Raw genomic sequence first — 22856 nt, 5'->3', positions numbered from 1 at the left:
TCCCGATCAATCAGATGCCTGGATACCTACATACTAGTGCAGGCTGCCAGATCTGCCCGTAAACCGGAGGTTTTGAAAGCGTATCAGGTGTGTGTCAGAGCAAGTTCCTCGACGTCCGACTGGGACAGGTGGTCCAGCATAGCGCCCCGGAACTGACGGTTGATGAAGTGTTCGGTTTCAGTCTGGATGGTTTCCCGATGTGCCGGTTTCTCGATGTAATCCATGGCCCGGAAGAGGATGTAGCGGATGGTCATACGGGAAATTTCATGGATGGTCTCCGGCGGCACGGCACTGACCAAATGTCGCTCGATAATATCCTCCGCCATTTCCCGGGCGCTGGCCTCCAGCTGCGATTCCAGAGCCCGGCGCAGCGCCGGCGAAGGGCCGTGAAGTTCCCGCACCGCCACGGTGGTCGCGGCTGGGTTGGCCAGGAAATAGCGGTATACGAACGCAACTGTGTCGTGGGAGGCCTGTTCGGAGGAATCCGCCATCTGCCGAAGCTCCCGGACTCCGGCCTTCATGTCTTCGGCAATATAGCCCAGTACCTGCAGCCCGAATTCGTCCAGGTTCTTGAAGTGCCGGTAAAAAGTATTCGGGTTCAGCCCCGCCTCACGGGCAAGTTCCCGCAACCCGAGTGACGTGAGACTTCTCGTTTCGGTAATCAGCCTGAGTGCGGCCTGGATCAGCTTCAGTTTTCCGCCTGTTAAAGCGTTCATGCGTTCCTCGTGTTTCGGAGTAAGGCCGGGTGGTGGCGCACCTTCCCAGACACGCTACAAGCACGTCCCTGTGCGCTTGTTTCAGGCCATCCATGGCCTTCAACAGTCTGGGAAGGTGCGCCACCACCCGGCCCCGAGCCTGGGAGACGGCATTCTCCGGATGTCTGCAGGTTGGTTTGGGCAGGGCTTTCCAAAACTGTGCGGAGCCATGGATGGCGGAGCCCAAGCGTCACAGGGGTGAGGCCGAGCGTTTATGAAGCGAAGCTTCATGCGATAGCCGAACGACCGCAATCTGTGATTGCGGGCTGGACCCCGCAGGGGTGCCGAAGGAGCGGGTTTTGGAAAGCCCTGCCCAAACCAACCTCGCTCCCAGATTCTGAGGTGACAGAGGACAGTTACCTGTCAGCCGAGGCCATTTCTCCATTATTTCGACTTTTGAAGTATACGACTGTCTACTTTGCTGTGTATACATGTGTCTACCGGTCATGATGACCACCCGAACAAGAGCAGACAAGGCCGCAAAGGCCAACCAGGAGAGCAGCAATGACAACAACCACGCAGATCGCCATCATCGGCACCGGCTTCTCCGGCCTGGGCATGGCCATCAAACTCAAGGAAGCCGGATTTCACGACTTTGTCATCCTCGAACAGAGCGACGACATTGGCGGTACCTGGCACGAGAACCACTACCCGGGCTGCGCCTGTGACGTCCAGTCAGCGCTGTACTCCTTCTCCTTCGAACAGAACCCCGACTGGAGCCGAATGTTTGCGACCCAGCCGGAGATCAAGGCCTACCTCAAACGCTGCGCCGAAAAATACGGACTGATGGAACACATCCAGCTCAATACCCACGTCGCAGGTGCCCATTGGGACGAAAAAACCGGAACCTGGACTGTCGAAACCTGCTACAGCCCCAAACTCTGGGCCTACATGCAGGAGAAGGGCCTGAAGCCGGGGGATGAACTGGACCGGGATGACAAGGACCTGCCCTGGTTCAGCAAGCTGAACGCAGACATCCTGGTATCCGGCATGGGTGGTCTCAGCACTCCGTCCTACCCGGAGATCAAAGGCATCGAAACCTTCACCGGCACCAGCTTCCACTCCCAGGACTGGGACCATGGTTATGATCTTCGCGGCAAGCGCGTGGCAGTCATTGGCACCGGAGCGTCCGCGATTCAGTTCGTACCGGAAGTGGCCAAAGAAGCTGCGAGGCTGGATCTGTACCAGCGCACGCCGCCCTGGATCATGCCCAAGCCGGATCGGGAGATCCGTCCGCTTGAGAAAATGATGTTCCGGAAGTTTCCGCAAACCCTGAACGCCTTCCGCCAGAGCATCTACTGGATGCTGGAAGGCCGGGTGCTGGGCTTTGTGGGTAACCCCCGCATCCTGAAACTCGGGGAGCTGCAGGCGCGCCGACACATCCGCAGCCAGATCAGGGACAAGGACCTGCGCAAAAAGGTTACCCCGGATTTCCACTTTGGCTGCAAGCGGGTACTGATCTCCAACAACTATTACCCGGCCCTGGACCAGGATCATGTGAACGTGTTGACCGACGGTATTCGGGAAGTGAAAGGCAACGTGATTGTGGATAACGCCGGCAACGAGCGTTCCGTGGACTGCATCATCTACGGCACCGGCTTCAAGGCTCAGGAGCCCATTCCCCGGGGCATGATCTTCGGCCGTGGTGGCCTGGACCTGCTCGATGCCTGGCACGAAGGCGCCGAGGCCTATAAGGGTACCACCGTGGCCGGCTTCCCCAACTTCTTCATGCTTATGGGCCCTAACACCGGCCTGGGCCACAGTTCCATGGTGTACATGATTGAATCCCAGGTGCAGTACGTGCTCGATGCCATCAGGAAGATGCAACACCGGGGCTGGAAGAGCGTGGAGGTAAAGGATGAAGCCTTCAGCGAGTACAACGCCTCGATTCACGCCAAGCTTGGCGACTCGGTCTGGCAGACCGGCTGCAAGAGCTGGTACGTGAACGAGAATGGCAAGAACACCACCCTCTGGCCGGGCTTTACCTGGCAGTTCCGTCAGCAGACAAAGCGGTTTGATGCCGAGCAATACGTTTGCGAGGAAGTGACGGGAATGCAGGCCCACGGCGAGCCGGCGATGGCTGGCTGATGGCTTAACAGGTCGGGATGAATTCCTTCTACCCAGATTGGGTAAAAATATGCCCAATCTGGGTAGGTTTGAATTGAGAGCCTGTCCCTTGTGTCGTGCTAGCAAATTGAGTAGTTTCTCCTGTCCCGGCGAGCCACGGATTCGGCTCGCCATCGACAGGTGCCCGACAGTGAATCGGGCACTCAGGACCAACAGGGAACGTTATGCATATCAAACCCTTCTATCGCCTGCGCCCGGCGGATTTGCCGTTGGTCGAAAGCCCGTTTCTGGCTTCGCAAACCCTTCGCCGGACACTGTCTGACCCGCTTGCGGGCCACTCCTCACTGCTACTCGATGATATTCCGGGCGTTCTGCCTGGCACCCCGCGCGAGGTGGTTCACCAGTACCTGATCTCCCGCGTTGCCACAGGCGAATTGTGTCTGGTTCATACCGGCATCGGCTCGGATCGCCCAATGAGCCCAGTGGTTTCCTGGCGACCGGATCAAGGTGATGGCAACTCGGGAGCCTGGCACTGCGAGAGCGGCGCGCGCGAAATCATCGGCCTCGAACATTCCGTATCGGAGCTGAACCGAAAGGGGCTGACCCCCAGGGACCTGTCCCGTGCTGAAGGGATCGGTTTCCGGAATTATCAGGGAAGTCCGGCGGAGTCCGAGCTCAATGGAGGCCCGCAGCATGAAAATGCTGATCGCCGGCTAACGCTACCGCTGGGCGCATCGGCCAGTGTCCTGCCGCTTGCGGCCGAGTCAAAAACTCTTGAATCCGAAGGTGAACCGGACGGCGTCCATCTGGTAGCGGGATTGTTCACCGATGGCACGCTGAATAACGTCGACAACATCGAGATATTCAGAAAGCGGCTGATGGCCGAGTGCGTGGAGCCGGTCAAGGCTGATCCTTCCCGTCTGGAAGAGTGCCGGAATCTACTCGCGATGCGGATGGGGGAGAGCTATGCCAATGGGCCGACCAATGTTGTGAAGTTGTTTGATTTGTATGATCGTGGAGCAGTCAAAAGAGACCTTCGCACGACACTTTTTGTGAAGGCATACGAACCCGGTCCTGGAACCAAAACTGGCGAAGAGGATTCGAAACTTGGTGCAGCTACTGGGCTCGGCGACACTGGTGTGCCGGCTCAAGTTAGCAAGCTTTTCAGAAAATTGGTGCAGGAGATTGTTCGTGTTTTAGGAGAGTCTGAAATCAAAAGTCTGACACTGGACCTCTTCGGATTTAGCCGTGGTGCGGCTGCCGCTCGTCATGCAAGCAATGAGATTTTGAAAGGAAATGATGGAGCTCTGGCCAGAGCCATGGCCAGTAAAGGCCTGGATTGGCCAAAAGAGGTGAGTATTCGTTTTATTGGTTTGTTTGATACCGTGGCCGGCATTTTGAATTTGCCACAATTAGATTTTTCGCCGCGGAATGATGTTAACAGGCCTTTGGAGCTTTATTTGGATCCAGAAAAGTTGGGAAAGGTTGTTCACTTGGTGGCAACAGATGAAAAACGAGCCAACTTTTCTTTGAACAGTGTCAGAGCTGATGATGGCATCCTCCCTGCCAATTATAGAGAGATCGAAATGCCGGGAGCACACTCAGATGTGGGTGGTGGGTATCCGGACGCACAAACTGAGGAGCTCTTACTGCATCCGACGCTTAGGATTTTTGGCAGTAGAGCCGGGAGACCCTCAGAGACAATGGAGTGGGACAACTTAGAGAGTCTTCGTGCACAAACAGAAGCAGAAGGTTGGATTGGTGAGTACAGCCTGCCCTTGTCGGATGGAAGTAAGCCATTTCTGGAAATTGAACAGAAGGTAAATCAACATCCGTCTCCTGATGGGAGCATTGAACTGTCGTTAAGGATGATGCGGCACGTGAGAGGTGAATACTCCCGTATTGGGATGCATTTAATGCACATGTTGGCGGTAAGTGAAGGCGTTCCTCTCAAACCCATACCCGAGAATGGTAGCTTTAAGATTCCGGATGGGCTGGAGTCGGTAGCTGAAGAAATGAAGGCTCAGGTCTCGGCAGGTATCGATAACCTGAAGCTCAGCGATAAAGATCTGCGGCTTGTCCGTCAGCGATACATCCATCATTCAGCCCACTATAACCTCATGGATCTATTGGTTGCTGATCAAGTGCTTTCCCTCGAAGTACCAGCTGAACAGTGGTTTCATCCGCTTAGACCTTCGTCATCACAAGAGCGGCTTGTGCATTTCAACCGGAAGCCAGGATAGGGAGCCTCAATGTTTAAGGGACTGATAGTAGTATTAACCATTTTGGTGTCTGGTTGCAGCGTCACAGCCGCACAGAAAGAAGAGGTCACATGGTACTTTTCTTTGGCGACCCCGGAACACTATGACGTATGGGTTGAGCATCTGGAGTTTGAACTTTCCGGAGTGCGGCACTGGTACCATCCCGCAGGTTCGATGAGTTGTTGTTGGATAGGACCCTACGGGCCTTCAGGTGTTTCAGGATACATGGAACCATTCCCGAATTTCGTTGCTATTCAGTGGTTTTCTTTCGCAGAACAGAAGTTTTATCAGAGATTGATTGAGATTCCGGCCAACTGGAAAAAGCGAATGATGAAGCGTGCACCAGTTGTTACTCCACGGAGTGTGAGAATGGAGCCGCGCGACACTCTCACTTTTGGTCTCGCCCCCGGCGGAGAAATTGTCGTCTGGATGATGAATCAGGTTGGCAATGAGGTTGAACTGGCCCGCCTCCAGGCGAACGAGATGGACAGAAATCCGGATATTTATCGGGCGAATACTCGTGAATATCTGGAAGAGCATGGTGAGTATCTAAAAGAACACGGCATACCACTGACCGGCTGGTAACCCCAGCCGGTCAATCAAGGCAGTCACATCTGCCCGGTTTCCTCAAACCGCTGATGCCAGCTCAATGCCTCGCCCAGCAAATGCGGGGTATGCATACCCCGGCCGCTGGCGCAGGCGCGCTCGAAGTAGTCCAGCAGTTTTGGCTTGAAGTCCGGATGGGCGCAGTTTTCGATGATTTTCAGGGCTCGCTGGCGAGGTGCCAGGCCGCGGAGGTCGGCCAGGCCCTGTTCGGTCACGACGATCTGCACATCGTGTTCGGTGTGGTCCACGTGGGAGACCATGGGCACGATCGTCGAGATGGCGCCGCCCTTGGCGGTGGACGGGGTCATGAACACGGAGATGTAGCCGTTGCGCGCGAAGTCGCCGGAGCCGCCGATGCCGTTCATGATGCGGCTGCCCATGACGTGGGTGGAGTTCACGTTGCCATAGATGTCCGCCTCGATCATGCCGTTCATGGCGATGATGCCCAGCCGGCGGATGACTTCCGGGTGGTTACTGATTTCCTGGGTGCGCAGGATGATGCGTTCCCGGTAGAAATCGATGTTCCGGGCCAGTTCCCGGTTGGCTTCCGGGCTCAGGGAGAAAGCAGTGGCGGAGGCCATGCGCAGCTTGCCGGATTTGAGCATGTCGAGCATGCCGTCCTGCAGTACCTCGGTGTAGGCGGTCAGGTTTTCGAACGGGCCGTCGTTCAGGCCAGCCAGTACGGCGTTGGCGATGTTGCCGACTCCGGACTGTAGCGGCAGCAGGTTCTGTGGCAGCCGGTTGTCCTCCACTTCCATCTCGAAGAACTTGAGCAGGTGCCGGGCGATGCGCCGGGAGTTTTCGTCCGGGTCACTGAACCGGGAATTGCGGTCCGGGGCGTTGGTTTCCACCACTGCGATGACTTTTTCCGGAGGGCACAGCAGGTACTTCTCGCCAATCCGGTCGTCCGGAGCGGTCATCTGGATCGGTTTGCGGCGCGGCGGCAGGGCGGTACCGTAGTAGACATCGTGCATGCCTTCCAGGCCGGAACTCTGGCCGTGGTTTACTTCCAGGATGACCTTGTCGGTCTGGTCGATCCAGGTCTTGTTGTTGCCGATGGAAGACGAGGGAATCAGCCGGCCGTCCTCGGTCACCCCCGCCACCTCGATTACCGCCACGTCGAGCTTGCCGAAGAATCCGGACCAGGCATGCTGGGCCACGTGGGAAAGGTGAATGTCGATGTATTCCATCCGCCCTTCGTTGATCTTCTGCCGGCACACCGGGTCACTCTGGTAGGGCAGGCGCATTTCGATGCCGTCCACCTCGGCCAGGGCACCGTCCAGTTCCGGCGCGGTAGAGGCGCCGGTCCAGACGCTGATGCGGTAGTTCTCTCCGCGGTCGCGGTGTTCCCGAATATGCTCGGCCAGGGCCTGGGGAACGGCTTTCGGATAGCCGGCACCGGTGAATCCGCTCATGCCGACGTTGACGCCGGAGGGGATAAGGGCAGCCGCTTCCTTGGCAGTCATGATGCGTTCACGCAGGTGGGGGCAGAGAATTCGGGGGGCTGTAATCACGATGACTCCGGTTTGCTGTTTGCTAACAATGGTTCTCAAAATAGCTAGAAATAATACCATAAGTATAGGTACCTATGCTTAAGACTTAAGGCGATAGGGGCGGAGTACGTTCTGTTGCGTACGGAAGTCATTGAAATCAGGCGCTATGCTTGTCGTTTTTTCCAGCCGGACTTTCCTGATGTTTGAGACGTTTTTTAGCACCTATCTGAGCAGCACCATCCGCTTCGTGTTCCTGTTGGCGCCGTTCTTTGTGGTCACCATGTTCCTGGCGCTGACCCGGGGGCTTCCGGCTGCGGAGAAATCCTCGATCATCCGCCGGTCCATCGTGTCCGCGTTTATCCTGGGGCTGGTGCTGTTCTTTGCCGGCCCGCTGCTGTTCGATGCCATCGGCATTACCCTGAATTCCTTCCGCATCGGCGCCGGTTGCCTGCTGTTCCTGACGGCGGTAAGCCTGGTCAGCAGTGGTACCCGTAACCACGCGACAGGCCTGCCGGAGGAAGACCGGGACGATGTGGCCGTGGTGCCTCTGGCCATTCCGGTAATGATTGGCCCGGCCACCATTGGTGCGATCATGGTGTATGGTGCCGAACTGAAGGCGGTGCCCCAGGTGGCAGGTGGCTTGCTGGGTCTGGTATCGGGGCTGCTGATCCTGGGACTGTTGTTGCATCTCTCCGGCTACCTGGAGAAGGTCCTGGGTAAGACCGGCCTCAACATCATGTCGAAAATCAGTGGTCTGATCCTGTCCGCCATGGCAGCGGAAATCGTCCTGACGGGTATTGCCGGCTTTATCGCCAGCACCCAGACGGCCTAGAATGGCAGACTTCAGCAACATTCCGGCAGTAATCCATGTCTGTTAACACCATCGAGCACAACCGCAAGCGATTCAATTTCGAGGGTATTGATGCCATCTGGCTGTTCGGCTATGGCTCGCTGATCTACAAGGTGGATTTTCCGTTCCTGGAGAAACGTCCTGCCTCGATTCGGGGCTGGGTTCGGCGGTTCTGGCAGGCTTCCCATGACCACCGGGGCACGCCGGAAGCGCCGGGACGCGTGGTGACCCTGATCGAGCAGCCGGGTGCCGTGTGCAAGGGTATGGCCTATCGGGTCTCGCCCCACGTGTTCGAGTACCTGGATGTGCGGGAGAAGAACGGCTACCTGCGCTTCAGTACCACCATGACCTTTGACGATGGCAGTCACGCCGAGGGCCTGGTGTACATCGCTACCGAGGATAACGAAGCGTTCCTGGGCGAGGCGTCGGAAGCGGATATTGCCCGCCAGATTGCTTCCGCCACCGGGCCGAGTGGCCCCAATTCCGAGTACCTGCTGCGGCTGGCGGAGTCGTTACGGGCGCTCGGGGATGACTGCGCCCATACCTTCACCATCGAGTCTCACCTGCGTTCTGTCGACAACGCCGACAGATAAACGTCAAGTTTGCCCTGTTCCATGTAAAGCTTGTGCAAAGCCCCGGCCAGGGCGCTGACATTCTTCTCCTGTTCGATAACCTGCTATCAGGTAACCCGGAAATGGCTCCGGGTTGTTGTCGATCCAGTCTTGAACAGGACGGGAGAACAGCTATGAAACGATTCCTGATCAGCAGTCTTGTGGTGATCGCCCTTGGTTTTGCCGGCACAGCTGCCGCCGAAGATTACCGGGGCTTTGGCCATCCGCCGGGCATCCAGAAACAGCTGGACCGGGGCAAGGCCTTACCGCCAGGGCACCAGAAGAAATTCATGAAGGCCCATTACCGACGGGACCACCACGAGCGGCACTACAAGCACCGTGACCGTCGTTACCGGGATCGCGATGATCGCCACCATCATCGTCGTCACGACCGCCGCGACTACCGGGACAAGTACCGGCATCACCGGGACCGCCACGACCACTATCGCTACCGCGACGGTTACCGCACCAACCTGCGGTATGACGATCACTTGCCGCCGGAACACCGGGTTGCCCGGATCATTCGCGACACTCATGCGCTAATCGATGATTCCCGTCGCTGAAGCCGGCCTTCCGTTCTTCCTTCTTTGCTCGCCGGGTGTCGGGGTTGAAACCCCGGGCCGGTGAGCGGCGCCGGTGCCGCAATCCGATCAGGATCAGCGGTACCACGATCATCAGGCTGCCGGCCAGGAACCAGAGATCCGGCACTTCCCCGAACCAGATCCAGCCAATGGCGACGGCCCAGATCAGGCCGGTGTATTCGGCGCTGGTGACCTGGTTGGCGTCTACCTGCCGGTAGGCCAGCAGCACGGTGATGTTGTAACCGAGTATGAACAGGGCGGAGCCCAGGGCGCTGATCAGAATGCCGGCGTTCCAGGCAGCGCCTTCCCACCAGGCCAAGGCGCCCGCCGCTGGCAGGATCAGCAGGTAGTTCAGGAACAGTTTGTGGACGGTGGACTGCTGTTTGGGCAACTGGCGAACCATCACTGCGTTGATCGCCAGGGCAAACGCGGAGGCGAGGGCGGCGATGGCGGCCCAGTTGAATTCCACCGGGCGCAGGATGACGACGATGCCGGCAAAGCCGCTGAACACGGCGAATACGCTCAGCGGGGTCAGCTGCTCACGGAAGATGATGACGGACAGCACCATGACCAGGATCGGCGCGGCGTAGAACACGGCGTTGGCGGTGGCCAGGGGGAGGTTGCCCAGGGCGATGACCATGCACAGGATGCCAGCCAGGTGAATGTGGGCGCGCACGGTGTGGACGCCGAGGCCTGCGAACAGGTGCCGGCGGTTCAGTTGGCCGAGCAGGGGCAGCAGGAACACCAGGGTCAGGATGCAGCGCAGGAACGCAAACTGGAAGATGGGGGTTCCCGGTTCCAGCAGTTTGATGAATACGTCCGAGGCGATGGCCATGGCGTTGCCGATGACCAGCAGAAGAATGGCGCTGTTTACGGTCTTGCCTGACATGGTGTTACTCCGCTCATAAACCTTCGAGTCTGGTGCCTGGAACAGGCCAGTTTCCCCCTCCGAAAACCGCTGTGAATACGTCCCTGTACGCTTGCTCTCCGCCATCCATGGCTCCGAGCATTTTCGGAGGGGGAAACCGGCCTGTCCCTCAAGTTTCGGTGGTGAGTCTACGACCATGCTAATATCCGATAAAATGATCTTTATTATTCACCCATTAGAAAATTAGATAATGAAACTGCCACCCCTGAAAGCACTCCCCGTCTTCGAGGCCGTCGCCCGCCTTAACAGCTTCTCCCATGCTGCCGAGGAACTGGCGGTCAGCCAGAGTGCCGTGAGTCATCAGATCAAACAGCTGGAGACCTACCTCGGCGAGCAGCTGTTCTGGCGTAGTGGCCGGACGCTGACGCTGACCGATGAGGGGCGGCAGTATCTGGATGCGGTCAGTTCCGCGCTGTTGCAGATCGAACGGGCCAGTGAGCAATTGCTGGGGCACGAGGAGTCCCGCATCCGGTTGTCGGTGTTCAGTTCGTTTGCGGTGCGTTGGTTGGTGCCGCGGTTGCCGGAGTTGCAGCGGTTACATCCGCAGATTGATCTGGCGCTGGAGATGAGCAGTGAGAATCCGCAGTTGTCGGATAGGGTGGCAGACTGCTTTATCACCGTGCACAAGAATTCCGCTGCTTACAGCTATGAGTTGTTGTATGTAGAGCAGTTGTTCCCGGTTTGCAGTCAGGATTACTGGCAGAAGATCCGGCGGGAGCTCGGGCGTGAGGGTGCCGATGCGGACAACGAGGCGTTGACGCCGGATGAGGTGGCGCGGTTTCCACTGTTGTCGACCCACAGCATTTTCGAGAAACCGGCCGGTGACTGGGAGGTCTGGTACAAGGCGGTGGATCGGGACATTCCGTCAGGCGCGCGTATTCAGCATTTCAGCCACATGCTGCTGGCGCTGGAGGCGGCCAGGTTCCATCAGGGGGTCGCGCTGACCAACGATTACATGTTGAGCACCCGTAAGGACTCGGAGGATTTTGTCCGGTTGCCCTGTCATCCGGTGATAACGGGGGATGAGTTCTATTTTGCCTGGAAGACCAGCCGGCGGCGGGAGCGGGGTATTCAGGTTTTGCGGCGTTGGTTGCTGGATGAGGCGATTCGGGGAGGTTTGCGGAGCGGTGGCCAGGGCGGTTCGGAGGGTATCTGAACGGATGGTATTAACGGTCGCGGCGCATGGCCCGCGCCGCAACATTTATTGGCATGGAATCCCGTTGTCGGTTTTCGGGGGTGCTTTCGGGCTGAAGGCGCAGCGGTCGGGCTTGATGTCCACCAGGGGGGTGCCATCAAGGCAATCGAGGCCGCGCACGAACACGGTGCCCTTTTCAATTCGAACCAGTTTGACGATGGACGTGCCGATCGGATTGGGGCGTACCGGAGAGCGCAGCGCAAAGGTTCCGAATGTTTGGCCATCGCTTTTGGGGCTTTGCCGGACCAGGTCGCGGCGGCTTTTGTCCAGCCAATAGAGCACTTCGATGGTGTCATAGTCTTCAAGGCCTTTCAGCCCGTCATGCCAGACCGGATCCAGAACCAGCTGGCATTCCGGGCCGTCAAGTCGGCCCTGGCGCGGGCAATCGCGGCGATCGCGCCAGGGGGTCCGGATGGTGCCAATGAAGCGCAGTGTGGCGTCAGAGGCTGGTCCGAGTTCGACTGCCTGCTCGTTGGGGCGTAATTCTCCAGGGTCGCTCATTGTGTGGCCTGCAGGTTATGTTTCTTCTTTTGGTGAGCGTTCCACTACCTTGCGCTTGCCCTTGGCGCAGCGGGACAGAGCCTTGAGGCCATCCTCATCAAACGCATCCACCCGGATAACATCGTAAAGGGCTTCCAGAGCTTCCAGCAGCTTGTCGCACTCGTCCGCCTTTACCACGCCTTCGGCACAGGCCCAGTCCACCAGCTCCTTGCGCTCGTGGCCCATCAGCAGGGCAATGCCATCCAGCTCATCCTCATCGCGGTTGCGAATGGCCTCATGCAGCCGGCCACGCATGCCGGCGGTTTCGTTGGCCAGTTTGTAGGCGTTGAGTACGCGGCCCAGGGGATCTTCCGGGTCCATGTTGGTGTAGGCGCCCCGGCTGATGCGCTGGCGCACCGGGGTATCCTCGACGATAGTGCGGGAGACCTTGGTGCCCAGGCTGTCGTCCGGGCCGTTGAGGCCGGTGGCGCCGAGCGGGAATACCAGCAGGCGTAGCGGCCAGCGCAGGGCCGGAACCGGGAAGTTGATGATGGCTTCGCGCATGGAGTCCTGCAGATCGCGAAGACAGGTTTTCAGGCTCCATTCCACCAGCGGCCGCTGGTCATCCGGGTAGCCTTCCTCATGCCATTGTTTGATCACCGCTGTGGCGTAGTAGAGGTGCACCAGGCAGTCTGCCATCCGGCCGGACAGGCGCTGGCGGGCTTTCAGGCCGCCGCCGACGGTGAGCAGGGTGACGTCGGTCATCAGGGCGAAGGCCGCGGAGAACCGGGCGAGCTGGCGGTAGTGGCGTATGATCTCGCCGTGGCGAGGCACCGATTCGATCACGCCTCCGGTCAGCGCCAGGAGGAAGGCTCGCAGCGCATTGCGGGTGGTGTGGGCCAGGTGGCGGTAGAAGATGCCATCGAATTTCTTCGCGGCCTTGTCTTCGTCTTCCATGCCCGCCGCCTCGATTTCCTCGACGATGAACGGATGGCAGCGGATAGAGCCCTGGCCGAAGATCATCAGGCTGCGGGTGAGAATGTTGGCGCCTTCCACGGTTATGCCGATGGGCACCGCCTGGTAGGCCCGGGCCAGGAAGTTGCGGGGGCCAGTGATGACGCCGCGGCCGGCCACTACATCCATGGCGTGGTTGATCACTTCCCGCATCAGGTCGGTGTTGCGGTATTTCAGCACCGCCGAGGGCACGGATGGGCGCACGCCCCGGTCCAGCATGCCGGAGGTGAGCAGCCGGGCGGCATCCATCATGTAGGTATAGCCGGCGATGGGCTCCAGGGCTTCCTGAACGCCTTCAAACTGGCTGATGGAGCGGCCGAACTGCTCCCGGGTGTAGGCGTAGGAGCCGGTGGCCAGGCTGGCCACCTTGCCGGCACCGGTGCCGAGGGCGGGCAGGGAGATGGAGCGGCCGATGGACAGGCACTCCAGCAGCATGGTCCAGCCTTTGCCGAGCATGTCCTGGCCGCCGATCACCTGGTCCATGGGGATGAAAACGTCGGTGCCCCAGGTGGGGCCGTTCATGAAAACGGTGTTCATGGGCAGGTGCCGGGCACCGGCGTTCACGCCCTCGGTATCCCTGGGCACCAGCACGCAGGTGACGCCCACCTCGTCGGTCTCGCCCACCAGATGCTCCGGGTCGTAGACCTTGATGGCCAGGCCGATCAGGGTGGCTACCGGGGCCAGGGTGATGTAACGCTTGTTCCAGGTGACCTTCAGGCCCAGTACTTCCTCACCGTTCCACTCACCTTTGCAGACGATGCCTTTGTCCGGGATGGCACCCGCGTCGGAACCGGCCACTGGGGATGTCAGGGCGAAACAGGGGATTTCCTCGCCCTGGGCCAGGCGCGGAAGGTAATGCTGTTTCTGGCCGTCGGTGCCGTAGTGCATCAGGAGCTCACCCGGGCCCAGGGAGTTGGGCACCATGACGGTAACCGCTGCCGAGACGCTGCGGGTGGAGATCTTCATGACAATCTCAGAATGGGCGGTGTTGGAGAAACCGAGGCCGCCATCCTCCTTGGGAATCACCAGGCCGAAGAAACCGTTCTCCCTGATGAACTTCCAGACCTTGTCTGGCAGGTCGTAATGCTCATGGGTGATCTTCCAGTCATCGAGCATAGAGCAGAGCTTTTCCACCGGGCCATCGAGAAAGGCCTGCTCTTCGCTGGTCAGGTGCGCGGGCTTGGCGTCCAGCAGTTTGTTCCAGTTGGGTTTGCCCGAGAAGAGTTCGCCATCCCAGTCCACAGAGCCCGAGCTGAGCGCTTCCTGCTCAGTATCGGACAGCTTGGGCAGCCGGCTGCGAACCCAGCCCAGCAGGGGGCGGCTGATCTTGTCCAGGCGCAGGTCGCCGGGGATGACCAGGATCAGTGCGAGCGCGAGGAAAATGCCGCCGAAGATGATGCTGAGAAGGTGCCATTCATCCTGGAAAAGGCCGACAACGGTGGCAATGGCCATCACCGCGGCCGCCACGGTGCCTCCGATGCCAAGGTAGATCAGTACCAGGGCACTGATCAGTAACAGCAGAACACTCATGGGCAGACCTCCATATCATCAATGAAATCAACAAAATCTGACCTTAACCATCGGCCAAAGTCCCTGTACTTGCAAGGATCGGGATCAAGTCCGGATGGGAAACCCGGTTGGTTGTCAGAGGCTGAGTCCGGCAATCAGTAACGCCAGTGTGGACAGCAGGACGGCCACGTTCGTTCCCAGCACCGCATTCAGCCGCTCCGGGTTGTCGAGAACCAGCGGCAGTTGCCGGGAAATCCACAGGCTGACGGGCAAGGTAACCAGGGCCAGGGCGCTCCATACCGGTAATCCGCCCAGCAGAACACCCGCGAGGACAGGAACATAGCTGCCAAGCAAGAGCACTGCGACCAGTCGTGCAGCCGCCGTTCGGCCCAGGGTAATAACCAGGTGACGCCGGCCGACTTTCTGGTCAGCATCGGCATCCGGAATCTGGTTGATCAGCAACAGCTCACTCACCAGGCACTGGGCTACCAGGGTCACCAGGAGGGCGGAAGTATCGATCCTGCCGCCCAGGGCGACGATGGCACCGAGGACCATGACCGGCCCGAACCCGAGGCCGGGGGCGAGCAGGCACAGGATGGGCCGGCGGGTAATCCAGCGGGTATAGGTCAGCACCAGGACGATACCGGCAACGCCCAGTACCAGAAGGGGCAATCCCCGTTGCCATAGGAAATACAGGCCGATTGCCGTCACCAGGCCCAGGGTTCCGATGGCGGCAGCCAGAACGCCCTTGGCCGCCGAAGGCACGTCGGGGAGTGCGCCGCTGCCACCGGAGAAGGGGGTGCGACGGGTGATCATATCCAGACCGGAAACAAAGTCCTCGTACTCGTTGAACAGGTTGACCGCCGCGTGGGCGAGCAGGGCGCCGATGAATACCAGCAGGGTGTCGATCAGGGCGGGTGAGCCGCCCTGTTGCCAGGCGACGGCCACACCAAGCCCGGCGCAGAGAGGGGCGAGAACCAGAAAGTTGGGGCGAAAGGCGCGAACCACCGCAGCCGCTTCGGACATGCTGTCTTTTCCTTATACGTAACCGGCGGCAAACACCAGTCCCAGCACGATCGGCATCACTATCAGGCTGCCGAGGTTACTGAGCAGGACCAGTGACGCCACGGTATGGGGCTCCTGCTGGTATTGCTCAGCAACCATATAATTGAGCACCGCTGGAGGCAAGGCGGCGAACACCCACAGTGAGGCGGCCTGAAGGCCGGGCAGATCGAGCACGGCAATCAGCGGCCAGGCCAGCAGCAGGCCGCTGGCGGGGCAGGCGATGGCCCCCAGCAGGCCTAGTTTCCAGTCGTTGAAATCGATGTCGAGCATGCGTACCCCCAGGGCAAACAGCATCAGCGGGATACACACCTCACCGAGCATGTTCATGCTTTCCAGCAGGGTGTCAGGCAGAGCGATGCCGCTGAGGTTGACCGCGAGGCCGGCAACGCACGCGAACACGATGGGGAGCTTCAGCCGCTGGATGATCGAGGTGTGGGGATCGAGCATGTAGAGCCCCACGCTGAAATGCAGAAGCATCTCGACGATGAACAGCACGATGGCCGCGGGCAGGGCTGCATCACCGAAGGCCAGCAACAGCACCGGAATGCCCATGTTGCCGGAATTGTTGAACATCATCGGGGGCAGGAAGGTTTTCAGGTTCAGCTTGAGCGCCTTCGCCACCGGGTACAGCAGGACGCCGGAGCCGAGCACCACCACCGTCGCGCCCAGGGCCAGCCTGGCGTATTCCTGGAGGGGAGCCTGTTGGTCCGCCAGTACCGCAAACACGAGCAGGGGCACAAAAAGCTCCATGTTCAGCACGTTCAGGCCCTTTATGTCGGGGCTGCGGTAACGGCCGTACAGGGCGCCACAGCCGGTGATCAGAAACACCGGCAACATCGTGGAAAGAATCTGGCCAAGCATCGGAGGGCTCCGGCAAACAGGAAAAGTCGGATGAATAAACGGTTAGGTTCGCAAGTAACGCGGAGCTTGGCAAATGCTATTGTCGCGAATTCGACCAAAGCCCAAGGGTTTGCCTGACGCCCTCGCGGTGGACACAATAACCGGCATTGTCAGTTCGTATTCCGACCCTGGAGAGCACCCGTGCCCCGTTTCGATCAACCTTTGTCCCGTGAGAACACCTGTTCCGTGAAGTTCGATGCCCGCAAGGCGGTCTTTGGCCGGGAAGACGTCGTGCCGGTCTGGGTGGCGGACATGGACTTCGCGGCCCCGGAGGCGGTAACGGAGGCCCTGAAGCAGCGCGCCGAACATCCGGTCTATGGCTACACCCTGTTTCCGGAATCCCTGTACCAGTCCATGATCGACTGGTTCCGGCAGCGTCACGGCTGGGAAATCCGCCGGGAGTGGATCCTGATGGCGCCGGGGGTGGTGCCATCACTGCACGCGGCCTGTCTCGCCTACGCCGGGCCCGGTGAGGGTGTGATCGTCCAGCCGCCGGTATACCCGCCGTTTTTCAGTTCGGTGAAGCTGACCGGGCGGAGTGTCGTGGAGAACCCGCTCATTGCTGACCGAACCGAGGATGGCGAGATCCGCTACACCATGGATCTGGAGCATCTGGAGGCCTGCGCGGCGCGGCCGGAGAACCGGGTCCTGATGTTATGCTCGCCCCATAACCCGGTAGGCCGGGTGTGGTCGGAACAGGAGCTGCGATCGGTTCTGGATATCGCGCGCCGGCACGATCTGGTGGTGCTCAGCGACGAAATCCACTGTGACCTGGTGTTCCCCGATGCACCTCGTCATCGGATGCTGGCCACCCTGGCGCAACCGGACGATGCCCTGGTCACCGCAGTGGCGCCGAGTAAGAGTTTCAACATGCCGGGGCTCGGGCTCTCGGCCCTGGTGATCCCCGACCAGTCCCGTCGGCAGGCCATCAAGGCCGTGTTTGACCAGATGCATTTGCCGCAGTGCAACCCGTTCAGCGTGGCCGGATTCGAGGCGGGCTACCGGGAAGGCGGCCCCTGGCTGGACCAGTTGATGGCGTACCTGCAGGGGAACCGGGATTATGTGGTCGATGCCGTCAGCCGCCTGCCCGGAATCACCACCTTCGCGCCCGAAGGGACCTACCTGATGTGGCTGGATTGTCGCGAGCTGGGGCTGGACGATGCCGGGCTGAAACGGTTCTTTGTCCAGGACGCCGGCGTGGGCATGAATCCGGGCATCAGCTTCGGAGAGCCGGGAACCGGGTTCATGCGCCTGAACATCGGCTGTCCGCGCCAGACCCTCGTGGAGGTGCTGGATCGGATCGAGCAGGCGCTCTCGGCAGCCTGAACCGGCAGGTCTAGTCGTCAGCCTTGCGAAACGCGGGCCGTTTGACCCGTGTTGCCAGCAACAGTCCCACGAGAATCAGGCCACCCCCGACGATATGGAACAGTCCCAGGGATTCGCCCAGGAACAGACCGGCGAGGACGGACGCATACACCGGGGTCAGATACATGAAAATGGCGGCGCCTCCCGGGCCGATGGTATGCACGCCGTGGTTCCAGAACCCGTAGGCCAGAATGCCGGGGAAGATGGCGAAGTACAGCAGTGGCAGGGCGGTATCGCGGGATAGTTCGAAGCCGCCGGCGAAGAAAAACAGATCCATCAGATAGAACGGAAAGATGATCAGGGTGCCAAGCAGGATCTGGGTGGTAAGGAAAGTCAGGGCCGGCAGTGGCACAGCCTGGCGGCGCAGCAGCACCGAGAACAACCCCCAGCTGAATACCGCCGCGACCATGATCAGGTCACCGGGCTGGGCCTGCAGCCCGGTGAGCACTGAAAGCTGGCCCCGGGCAATCACCACCAGGATACCGAGCACCGCCAGACCGATACCCAGGGCCTGGATGGGGCGGGTGCGGTCACCCAGCATCAGCCAGGCCAGCAGGGCCACGAAGATGGGGATGGTGGCATTGATCAGGGCGATGTTGGTGGCGGTGGTGGTGATGGCGGCGTAGTACAGCAACGAGTTGAACGCGGCCACGCTGAAGGTGGCCAGGGCCACCATGGAGCCGAGGTGTTGGCGGATTACCTGCCGGTGGCGCAGGATGCCCGGCAGGCCAAACGGTAGCAGGATGGCCAGGGCAATGATCCAGCGCCAGAACGACATGGACAGGGGCGGTATGTCCTGCACGGTGCCCCGGGCAACCACTGCATTGCCGGCCCAGAACAGGGGCGTCAGCACCAGCCCGGTGTAGGCCAGTGCCGTGGATTTCGAGAAGGACTGTGACGAAGCCAAGAGCGGTTCTCCCGTCGTTTTTCATCCGCTGGGTGAAAAACGACTAGCATACTACTCTCCCGGCACTTCTGCCTCCGTACCAATGTGGTAGGCGGCAAAGCCGGCCATCACGACCTGGTCCACCGCCATGCCGATAATCCGGCCTTTCGAGGTTGAGCGGATCGGATGCTGGGCATTGGTGATCGGATCGGCGACATAACCGAGGATCTCCCCCTCGCTGACATTGGCGCCAAGCTCCACCTCGCTGAACAGGATGCCGCCGTGGTTGGCCCGGATCCAGTCAGAATCGTAGTAGACCGGCTCCGGGTCGCCCCAGACAAACATCCGCGAAATCATGCCCTGTTTCTCCATCAGGCTGGTGAGGCTGTTGACCCCGGCCTCGATCTGATGCTCCTGGATCCGGTGGGATTCGCCGGCCTCCATGGTGACGGTGGTAATCCCGGCATCTACCGCCGCGGTCCTGAGCATGCCGGCCGATCCGGAGCTGTGGACCACGGCCATGCGATCAAAGCCTCGGGTGAACCGGGCCACATCCGGGTTGTTCATGTCCGCCCGCAACTGCGGCAGGTTGGTGCGCTTGAGGGAACCGGTGTGGATGTCCACCAGCATGTCGCAACGGCGGATAATGTTCTCGAACAGGGAATGGGCGATCCGGTCTGCCAGGCTGCCGGTCTCGCTGCCGGGAAAGTGCCGGTTCAGGTCGCGCCGGTCCGGCAGGTAACGGCTGGCCTGCTGGAATCCGGGCAGGTTGACGATGGGGATGCCCACCACGCGCCCGCTGAGTTTCTCAGGATTCAGGTCGTACACCGTGCGGCGGATGATCTCGATACCGTTGAGCTCGTCACCATGAACGGCCCCGGTCAGGCAAAGGGTAGGGCCGGCATTGACGCCATTGACCACCAGCACCGGCGTGGGCTGGGACAGCCCGGCGATCTGGATGCCCGGCGACCAGGCCAGTCGGGTCGAGGTCCCCGGCATCACTTCGCTGCCCAGCAGGGTGAAGCTGCTGGCTTTTTCCGGCTCAGGTTCAGGCTCAGGCGCGGCCTGGACGGTGTCCGGAGCCGCCTCCGTTTCATCTTCCGCGCCAGCTTCCGGTTCCGGTCTGGTCACCGTGGCTGAGGGGGCAGGCTCTGGCACGACCTCCTTCAGGTCAATGTGCGGGGCCACCCTCTGGGCCGGCTCTTCCCGGACAGCCTGCTCGCTGGCATCGGGATCAGTGTCCGGTTCCTGTTCCGCTTCCGTTGCGGTTGATTCCAGAGGCTCGGACTGCTCGATGTCCTCGACATCCTCATCCTCGGCCAGTTCAGCCACCAGGATCGCTTTCGCGGCTGTCTCGCCGGGGGCATTGGCAGCGGAGTCTTCGGCCAGTGCGGGCGGGGAGGCAAGGCCAAGCGCGGCGGCCAGTGCCAGCAGGAAGCTCGTTGTTCGGGAGGCGTCAAACAGCATGGTTCCTCAACGTTCGTGATTTGGCGCTAAAGGATAGAGTCACGCTGGCCTTGATGGATACAGCTGTGACAAAGGTTTAATGCCCATTTCATTAAATCCGGCCACGATGAGTTACAGTGCCGGTCTAAGCTGTTTACAGGTGCTATGTTGTAAGCATGTGACAGTTATAACGTTGCCAAGGAGTGAACCCTATGGATCTTTTGCGAATTTTGATAGCAATTTTGTTACCGCCTCTGGGCGTGTTTTTGCAGGTAGGTATCGGCAAACACTTCTGGATCAACATTCTGCTGACGCTCCTGGGTTACATTCCAGGCATCGTGCATGCGGTGTGGGTAATTGCCAAGAAGTAGAAAATTCTGAATGTTCAAAGCAAAAGCCCGGGAATTCCGGGCTTTTTGCGTTAGATGGCTGTGAAAACATTCGGTTGGAGCCGACTGCTCTGGTCAGGTGTGATCATTACGGAACCACTGCCCGTCCTCTTCCCTGGCCCGGCCATCGGCTTCGAGCTTCAGCAGGTGCGCAAGCGCCGAGCGAGCGGCCAGACCGTGAATCGCCGCCGGGACATCGTCGTAGGCTTTCGCTGTCAGATCCTTCAGACCGACCGGCGACAACTCCTTGAGGGCCTTGGCCACCTTGTGCTCTCGGGACAGCCGATGAGTGATCAGGTAGTCGATCACCGCCTCAGGGCGGGCCATGAGGAAACCATGGGCCGGCGCGATATAGTTCAGCGGTTCTGTCAGCAGCTCGTACAGCGACTCGATGTAGGCCTTCATGTCGCCGTCCGGCGGATTAATGACCACGGTCGAACCCTGCATGATGTGATCCCCGGAGAACAACAGCTCCTGGTCCACCAGCAGGTAACACAGATGATTCGAGGCATGGCCGGGGGTATGGAGCACCTTGAGCAGCCCGGCCTCGGTAACAATCAGATCCCCGTGCTCCGGCTGATCGTCAGGCTCAAACGATTGGTCCTGGGAGGCCCCGGCAGGCGCGGGCCAGCCGAAGACCCGGCAACCGGTCTTCTCTTTCAGCGTGGCGGTGCCCGGCGAGTGGTCAATATGGGTGTGGGTCACCACCACCTGATCGATCACGCCCCCGGTCAGCTCCAGAATCCGCTCGATATGGGCCGGCTCATCCGGCCCCGGATCCAGGACCGTAAACCGCTCGTGACCCAGCAGGTAGGTGTTGGTACCGGGGCCGGTCATCATGCCCGGATTGGGCGCGGTCAGTCGCAGCACCCCGGCGGCAATCTCCACCGCTTCCCCGGGTACGATCTCCGCACGAGTCGATCCTTCACCTTCCGGATCCAGCTTGGCCGCCTCATCATAAGCCGGCGAGCCGGGCTCCAGGGTGACCGGCTTACCCTTCCGCACCGCTGGCCAGGGCTGACTGGGATAAGGCTCCGGCGGATTGGCGTGGGCATAGCGCATGACCGCTTCGGTGGTGTCAAAATCGCTCAGCACCCGCAACGTCCGGATCGTCGGCAGCCCCAGCAACCGCTTGCCGCTGCGATGCTCCTCCAAGGCCTCGGCCGGATCGATCCAGACATGATCAATGGTCTCCACCCCGTCATGGGAAGCATCCTGCCCCTCCGGCGCTGTCGCCACGAAAAACCGGGTATCAAACCGCCGTGGCGGGCCGGGCGGTGTAATCCAGTGGCTCAGATAAGCCACCCGGTCCAGGGGAATCGTCAGGGCGTGTTTCTGACACAAGTCCGCGAGTGAAACCTCACCCTTGAACAGCGGCATCCGCTCCTTCCGGACCGGGTGGCCGCCATCCACTAGCGCCCCCTGCTCATCCAGCGCCAGCAGAATCCCGGCCTCCTCGAAACACTCCCGGACGGCAGCCAGCATATAATCCGCTCCACCCTCATCCAGGCTCATGATCTGACTGATCTCGGCATCAGCCGGACCAATGGCATGTTCACGGCCATGGGGTTCCTGAACGTCCACTGCCCCTCCGGGAAAAACAAAGTACCCGGGCATGAAAGCGGCTTTCCAGGTCCGTTGCAGGAGCAGAACCTGAAGCCCCTCGGACGTGTCTCGAAGCAGGATCAGTGTGGCGGCAGGGCGTATATCCATAAGGTTTCCAGTCAGTCGTTCTTGTCAGGTGCGCGAACGGGGCGGGAACAAGGGGGTTGGGATGGCCTTTCCAAAACTGTGCGGAGCCATGGATGGCGGAGCTCAAGCGCCACATGGACGTGCTTGAGCGGGTTTTGGAAAGGCCATCCCAACCCCCGCTCCCCCGAACTCAAGGCGCAGGGATCAGAAGCAAGATAACTGAATTTGCCATAGGGTGAACAGTAAAACCCAAGAGCGTATGATTCGCGACAACAGCAACCCGCATCCAGACAGGTGACCAACCGTGGCCCGAATCAAACTCTCCTTCCCGGACGACGCCTTCGTCTTCGAAACCAGAATGCCCGTCCGCATCACCGACATCAACGGCGCCAACCACCTCGGCAACGACGCCCTCATCTCCATGCTGTCCGAAGCCCGGGCCCAGTTTCTGGTGGAATACGGCGTCGAAGAAAGCGACCGGCAGGACATCGGCATCATCATTACCGACCTCGCCACCATGTACCAGTCCGAGTCCTTCTACCCGGACATGCTGCGCTTCGAAGTCGGCCTGATGGACTTCAACAAATACGGCGGCGATTTCGTATTCCGGGTCACCAAGGCCGACGGCGGCCAGCCCGTGGCGCTCGCCAAGTACGGCTTCGTATTCTTCGACTACCAGCGCCGACAAGTGGCCCCGATGCCCGACAGCTTCCGCTCACGCTTCGCCGGCAGTGAATCAGGGGATTCCTGAGCGAGTCCCTCC

Annotated in this window: 20 protein-coding genes; 10 read left to right on the top strand and 10 right to left on the bottom strand. The window is 60.1% G+C overall.

The genetic code is table 11. The features are described 5' to 3' along the window. Nucleotides 1-83: 83 nt before the first annotated feature. Nucleotides 84-716, bottom strand: coding sequence for a TetR family transcriptional regulator (locus tag BM254_RS02350; RefSeq protein ID WP_091998167.1), 633 nt, complete (start codon nucleotides 714-716; stop codon nucleotides 84-86). 543 nt (nucleotides 717-1259) lie between these two features. Between BM254_RS02350 and BM254_RS02345 the strand changes: the two genes are divergently transcribed. From BM254_RS02345 to BM254_RS02335, 3 genes are all read left to right on the top strand, one after another. After that, nucleotides 1260-2843, top strand: coding sequence for a flavin-containing monooxygenase (locus BM254_RS02345; RefSeq protein ID WP_091998165.1), 1584 nt, complete (start codon nucleotides 1260-1262; stop codon nucleotides 2841-2843). 203 nt (nucleotides 2844-3046) lie between these two features. Beyond that, nucleotides 3047-5065, top strand: a complete 2019-nt coding sequence (locus tag BM254_RS02340) for a T6SS phospholipase effector Tle1-like catalytic domain-containing protein (RefSeq protein ID WP_091998163.1) — start codon at nucleotides 3047-3049, stop codon at nucleotides 5063-5065. A gap of 9 nt (nucleotides 5066-5074) precedes the next feature. Continuing rightward, nucleotides 5075-5668, top strand: coding sequence for a DUF2931 family protein (locus tag BM254_RS02335; protein ID WP_091998161.1), 594 nt, complete (start codon nucleotides 5075-5077; stop codon nucleotides 5666-5668). Nucleotides 5669-5691: 23 nt separating this feature from the next. Here the strand turns inward: BM254_RS02335 and scpC are convergent, their stop codons facing one another. Further along, nucleotides 5692-7200: a succinyl-CoA:acetate CoA-transferase ScpC gene (gene scpC, locus BM254_RS02330; protein WP_245777357.1), complete on the bottom strand. Its 1509-nt coding sequence runs from the start codon at nucleotides 7198-7200 to the stop codon at nucleotides 5692-5694. A 181-nt stretch (nucleotides 7201-7381) separates the two neighbouring features. Between scpC and BM254_RS02325 the strand changes: the two genes are divergently transcribed. The 3 genes from BM254_RS02325 (at nucleotide 7382) to BM254_RS02315 (ending at nucleotide 9206) form a co-directional block, all read left to right on the top strand. Next, entirely contained in the window at nucleotides 7382-8014 is a 633-nt protein-coding gene (locus BM254_RS02325; RefSeq protein WP_091999132.1) for a MarC family protein, read from the top strand. 35 nt (nucleotides 8015-8049) lie between these two features. Further along, nucleotides 8050-8625 (top strand): gamma-glutamylcyclotransferase, encoded by a 576-nt coding sequence (locus BM254_RS02320; protein WP_091998159.1) that lies wholly within the window; start codon nucleotides 8050-8052, stop codon nucleotides 8623-8625. A gap of 152 nt (nucleotides 8626-8777) precedes the next feature. Then, nucleotides 8778-9206 carry a hypothetical protein gene (locus BM254_RS02315; protein WP_091998157.1) on the top strand — a complete coding sequence of 143 codons (429 nt, stop codon included), beginning with the start codon at nucleotides 8778-8780 and terminating at the stop codon, nucleotides 9204-9206. On the opposite strand, the gene BM254_RS02310 is transcribed toward BM254_RS02315, so the two are convergent. After that, nucleotides 9163-10113, bottom strand: a complete 951-nt coding sequence (locus BM254_RS02310) for a DMT family transporter (RefSeq protein ID WP_091998154.1) — start codon at nucleotides 10111-10113, stop codon at nucleotides 9163-9165. The genes BM254_RS02315 and BM254_RS02310 overlap by 44 nt on opposite strands. A 229-nt stretch (nucleotides 10114-10342) precedes the next feature. On the opposite strand from BM254_RS02310, the gene BM254_RS02305 reads away from it, so the two are divergent. Continuing rightward, a complete protein-coding gene (locus tag BM254_RS02305) occupies nucleotides 10343-11308 on the top strand; it encodes a LysR family transcriptional regulator (protein ID WP_091998152.1) in 966 nt (321 codons plus the stop codon). Nucleotides 11309-11353: 45 nt separating this feature from the next. Here the strand turns inward: BM254_RS02305 and tsaA are convergent, their stop codons facing one another. The 4 genes from tsaA to BM254_RS02285 form a co-directional block, all read right to left on the bottom strand. Then, nucleotides 11354-11848, bottom strand: coding sequence for a tRNA (N6-threonylcarbamoyladenosine(37)-N6)-methyltransferase TrmO (tsaA, locus tag BM254_RS02300; protein WP_091998150.1), 495 nt, complete (start codon nucleotides 11846-11848; stop codon nucleotides 11354-11356). A gap of 15 nt (nucleotides 11849-11863) precedes the next feature. Beyond that, the gene (locus BM254_RS02295; RefSeq protein ID WP_091998148.1) at nucleotides 11864-14371 is read right to left on the bottom strand and encodes an acyl-CoA dehydrogenase; all 2508 of its coding nucleotides are present in this window, start codon (nucleotides 14369-14371) and stop codon (nucleotides 11864-11866) included. A gap of 114 nt (nucleotides 14372-14485) precedes the next feature. Then, nucleotides 14486-15376, bottom strand: coding sequence for a prenyltransferase (locus BM254_RS02290; protein ID WP_091998146.1), 891 nt, complete (start codon nucleotides 15374-15376; stop codon nucleotides 14486-14488). Nucleotides 15377-15388: 12 nt separating this feature from the next. Further along, a complete protein-coding gene (locus BM254_RS02285; protein WP_091998144.1) occupies nucleotides 15389-16276 on the bottom strand; it encodes an AEC family transporter in 888 nt (295 codons plus the stop codon). Between the two features lie 180 nt (nucleotides 16277-16456). Between BM254_RS02285 and BM254_RS02280 the strand changes: the two genes are divergently transcribed. Beyond that, nucleotides 16457-17641, top strand: coding sequence for a MalY/PatB family protein (locus BM254_RS02280; RefSeq protein ID WP_091998142.1), 1185 nt, complete (start codon nucleotides 16457-16459; stop codon nucleotides 17639-17641). A gap of 10 nt (nucleotides 17642-17651) precedes the next feature. On the opposite strand, the gene BM254_RS02275 is transcribed toward BM254_RS02280, so the two are convergent. Beyond that, nucleotides 17652-18587 carry a DMT family transporter gene (locus BM254_RS02275; RefSeq protein WP_091998141.1) on the bottom strand — a complete coding sequence of 312 codons (936 nt, stop codon included), beginning with the start codon at nucleotides 18585-18587 and terminating at the stop codon, nucleotides 17652-17654. Nucleotides 18588-18638: 51 nt separating this feature from the next. Beyond that, nucleotides 18639-20030 (bottom strand): succinylglutamate desuccinylase/aspartoacylase family protein, encoded by a 1392-nt coding sequence (locus BM254_RS02270; RefSeq protein ID WP_425434475.1) that lies wholly within the window; start codon nucleotides 20028-20030, stop codon nucleotides 18639-18641. Nucleotides 20031-20224: 194 nt separating this feature from the next. On the opposite strand from BM254_RS02270, the gene BM254_RS02265 reads away from it, so the two are divergent. After that, nucleotides 20225-20383, top strand: coding sequence for a YqaE/Pmp3 family membrane protein (locus tag BM254_RS02265; RefSeq protein WP_091998138.1), 159 nt, complete (start codon nucleotides 20225-20227; stop codon nucleotides 20381-20383). Between the two features lie 93 nt (nucleotides 20384-20476). Here BM254_RS02265 and BM254_RS02260 read toward each other — a convergent pair whose 3' ends face one another. Continuing rightward, complete coding sequence (locus tag BM254_RS02260; RefSeq protein WP_091998136.1) at nucleotides 20477-22114, bottom strand: MBL fold metallo-hydrolase; 1638 nt, start codon at nucleotides 22112-22114, stop codon at nucleotides 20477-20479. A 283-nt stretch (nucleotides 22115-22397) separates the two neighbouring features. Here BM254_RS02260 and BM254_RS02255 point away from each other — a divergent pair, with 283 nt between their 5' ends. Then, on the top strand, nucleotides 22398-22844 hold the full coding sequence (locus BM254_RS02255) for a thioesterase family protein (RefSeq protein ID WP_091998134.1): 447 nt from the start codon (nucleotides 22398-22400) through the stop codon (nucleotides 22842-22844). Nucleotides 22845-22856: the final 12 nt, after the last annotated feature.

Source organism: Marinobacter pelagius, from assembly GCF_900114925.1.
In the GTDB taxonomy this organism is placed as follows: domain Bacteria; phylum Pseudomonadota; class Gammaproteobacteria; order Pseudomonadales; family Oleiphilaceae; genus Marinobacter; species Marinobacter pelagius.
The sequence above is the reverse complement of the archived record's forward strand: the minus strand, read 5'-3'. Positions and strand labels throughout refer to the sequence as shown.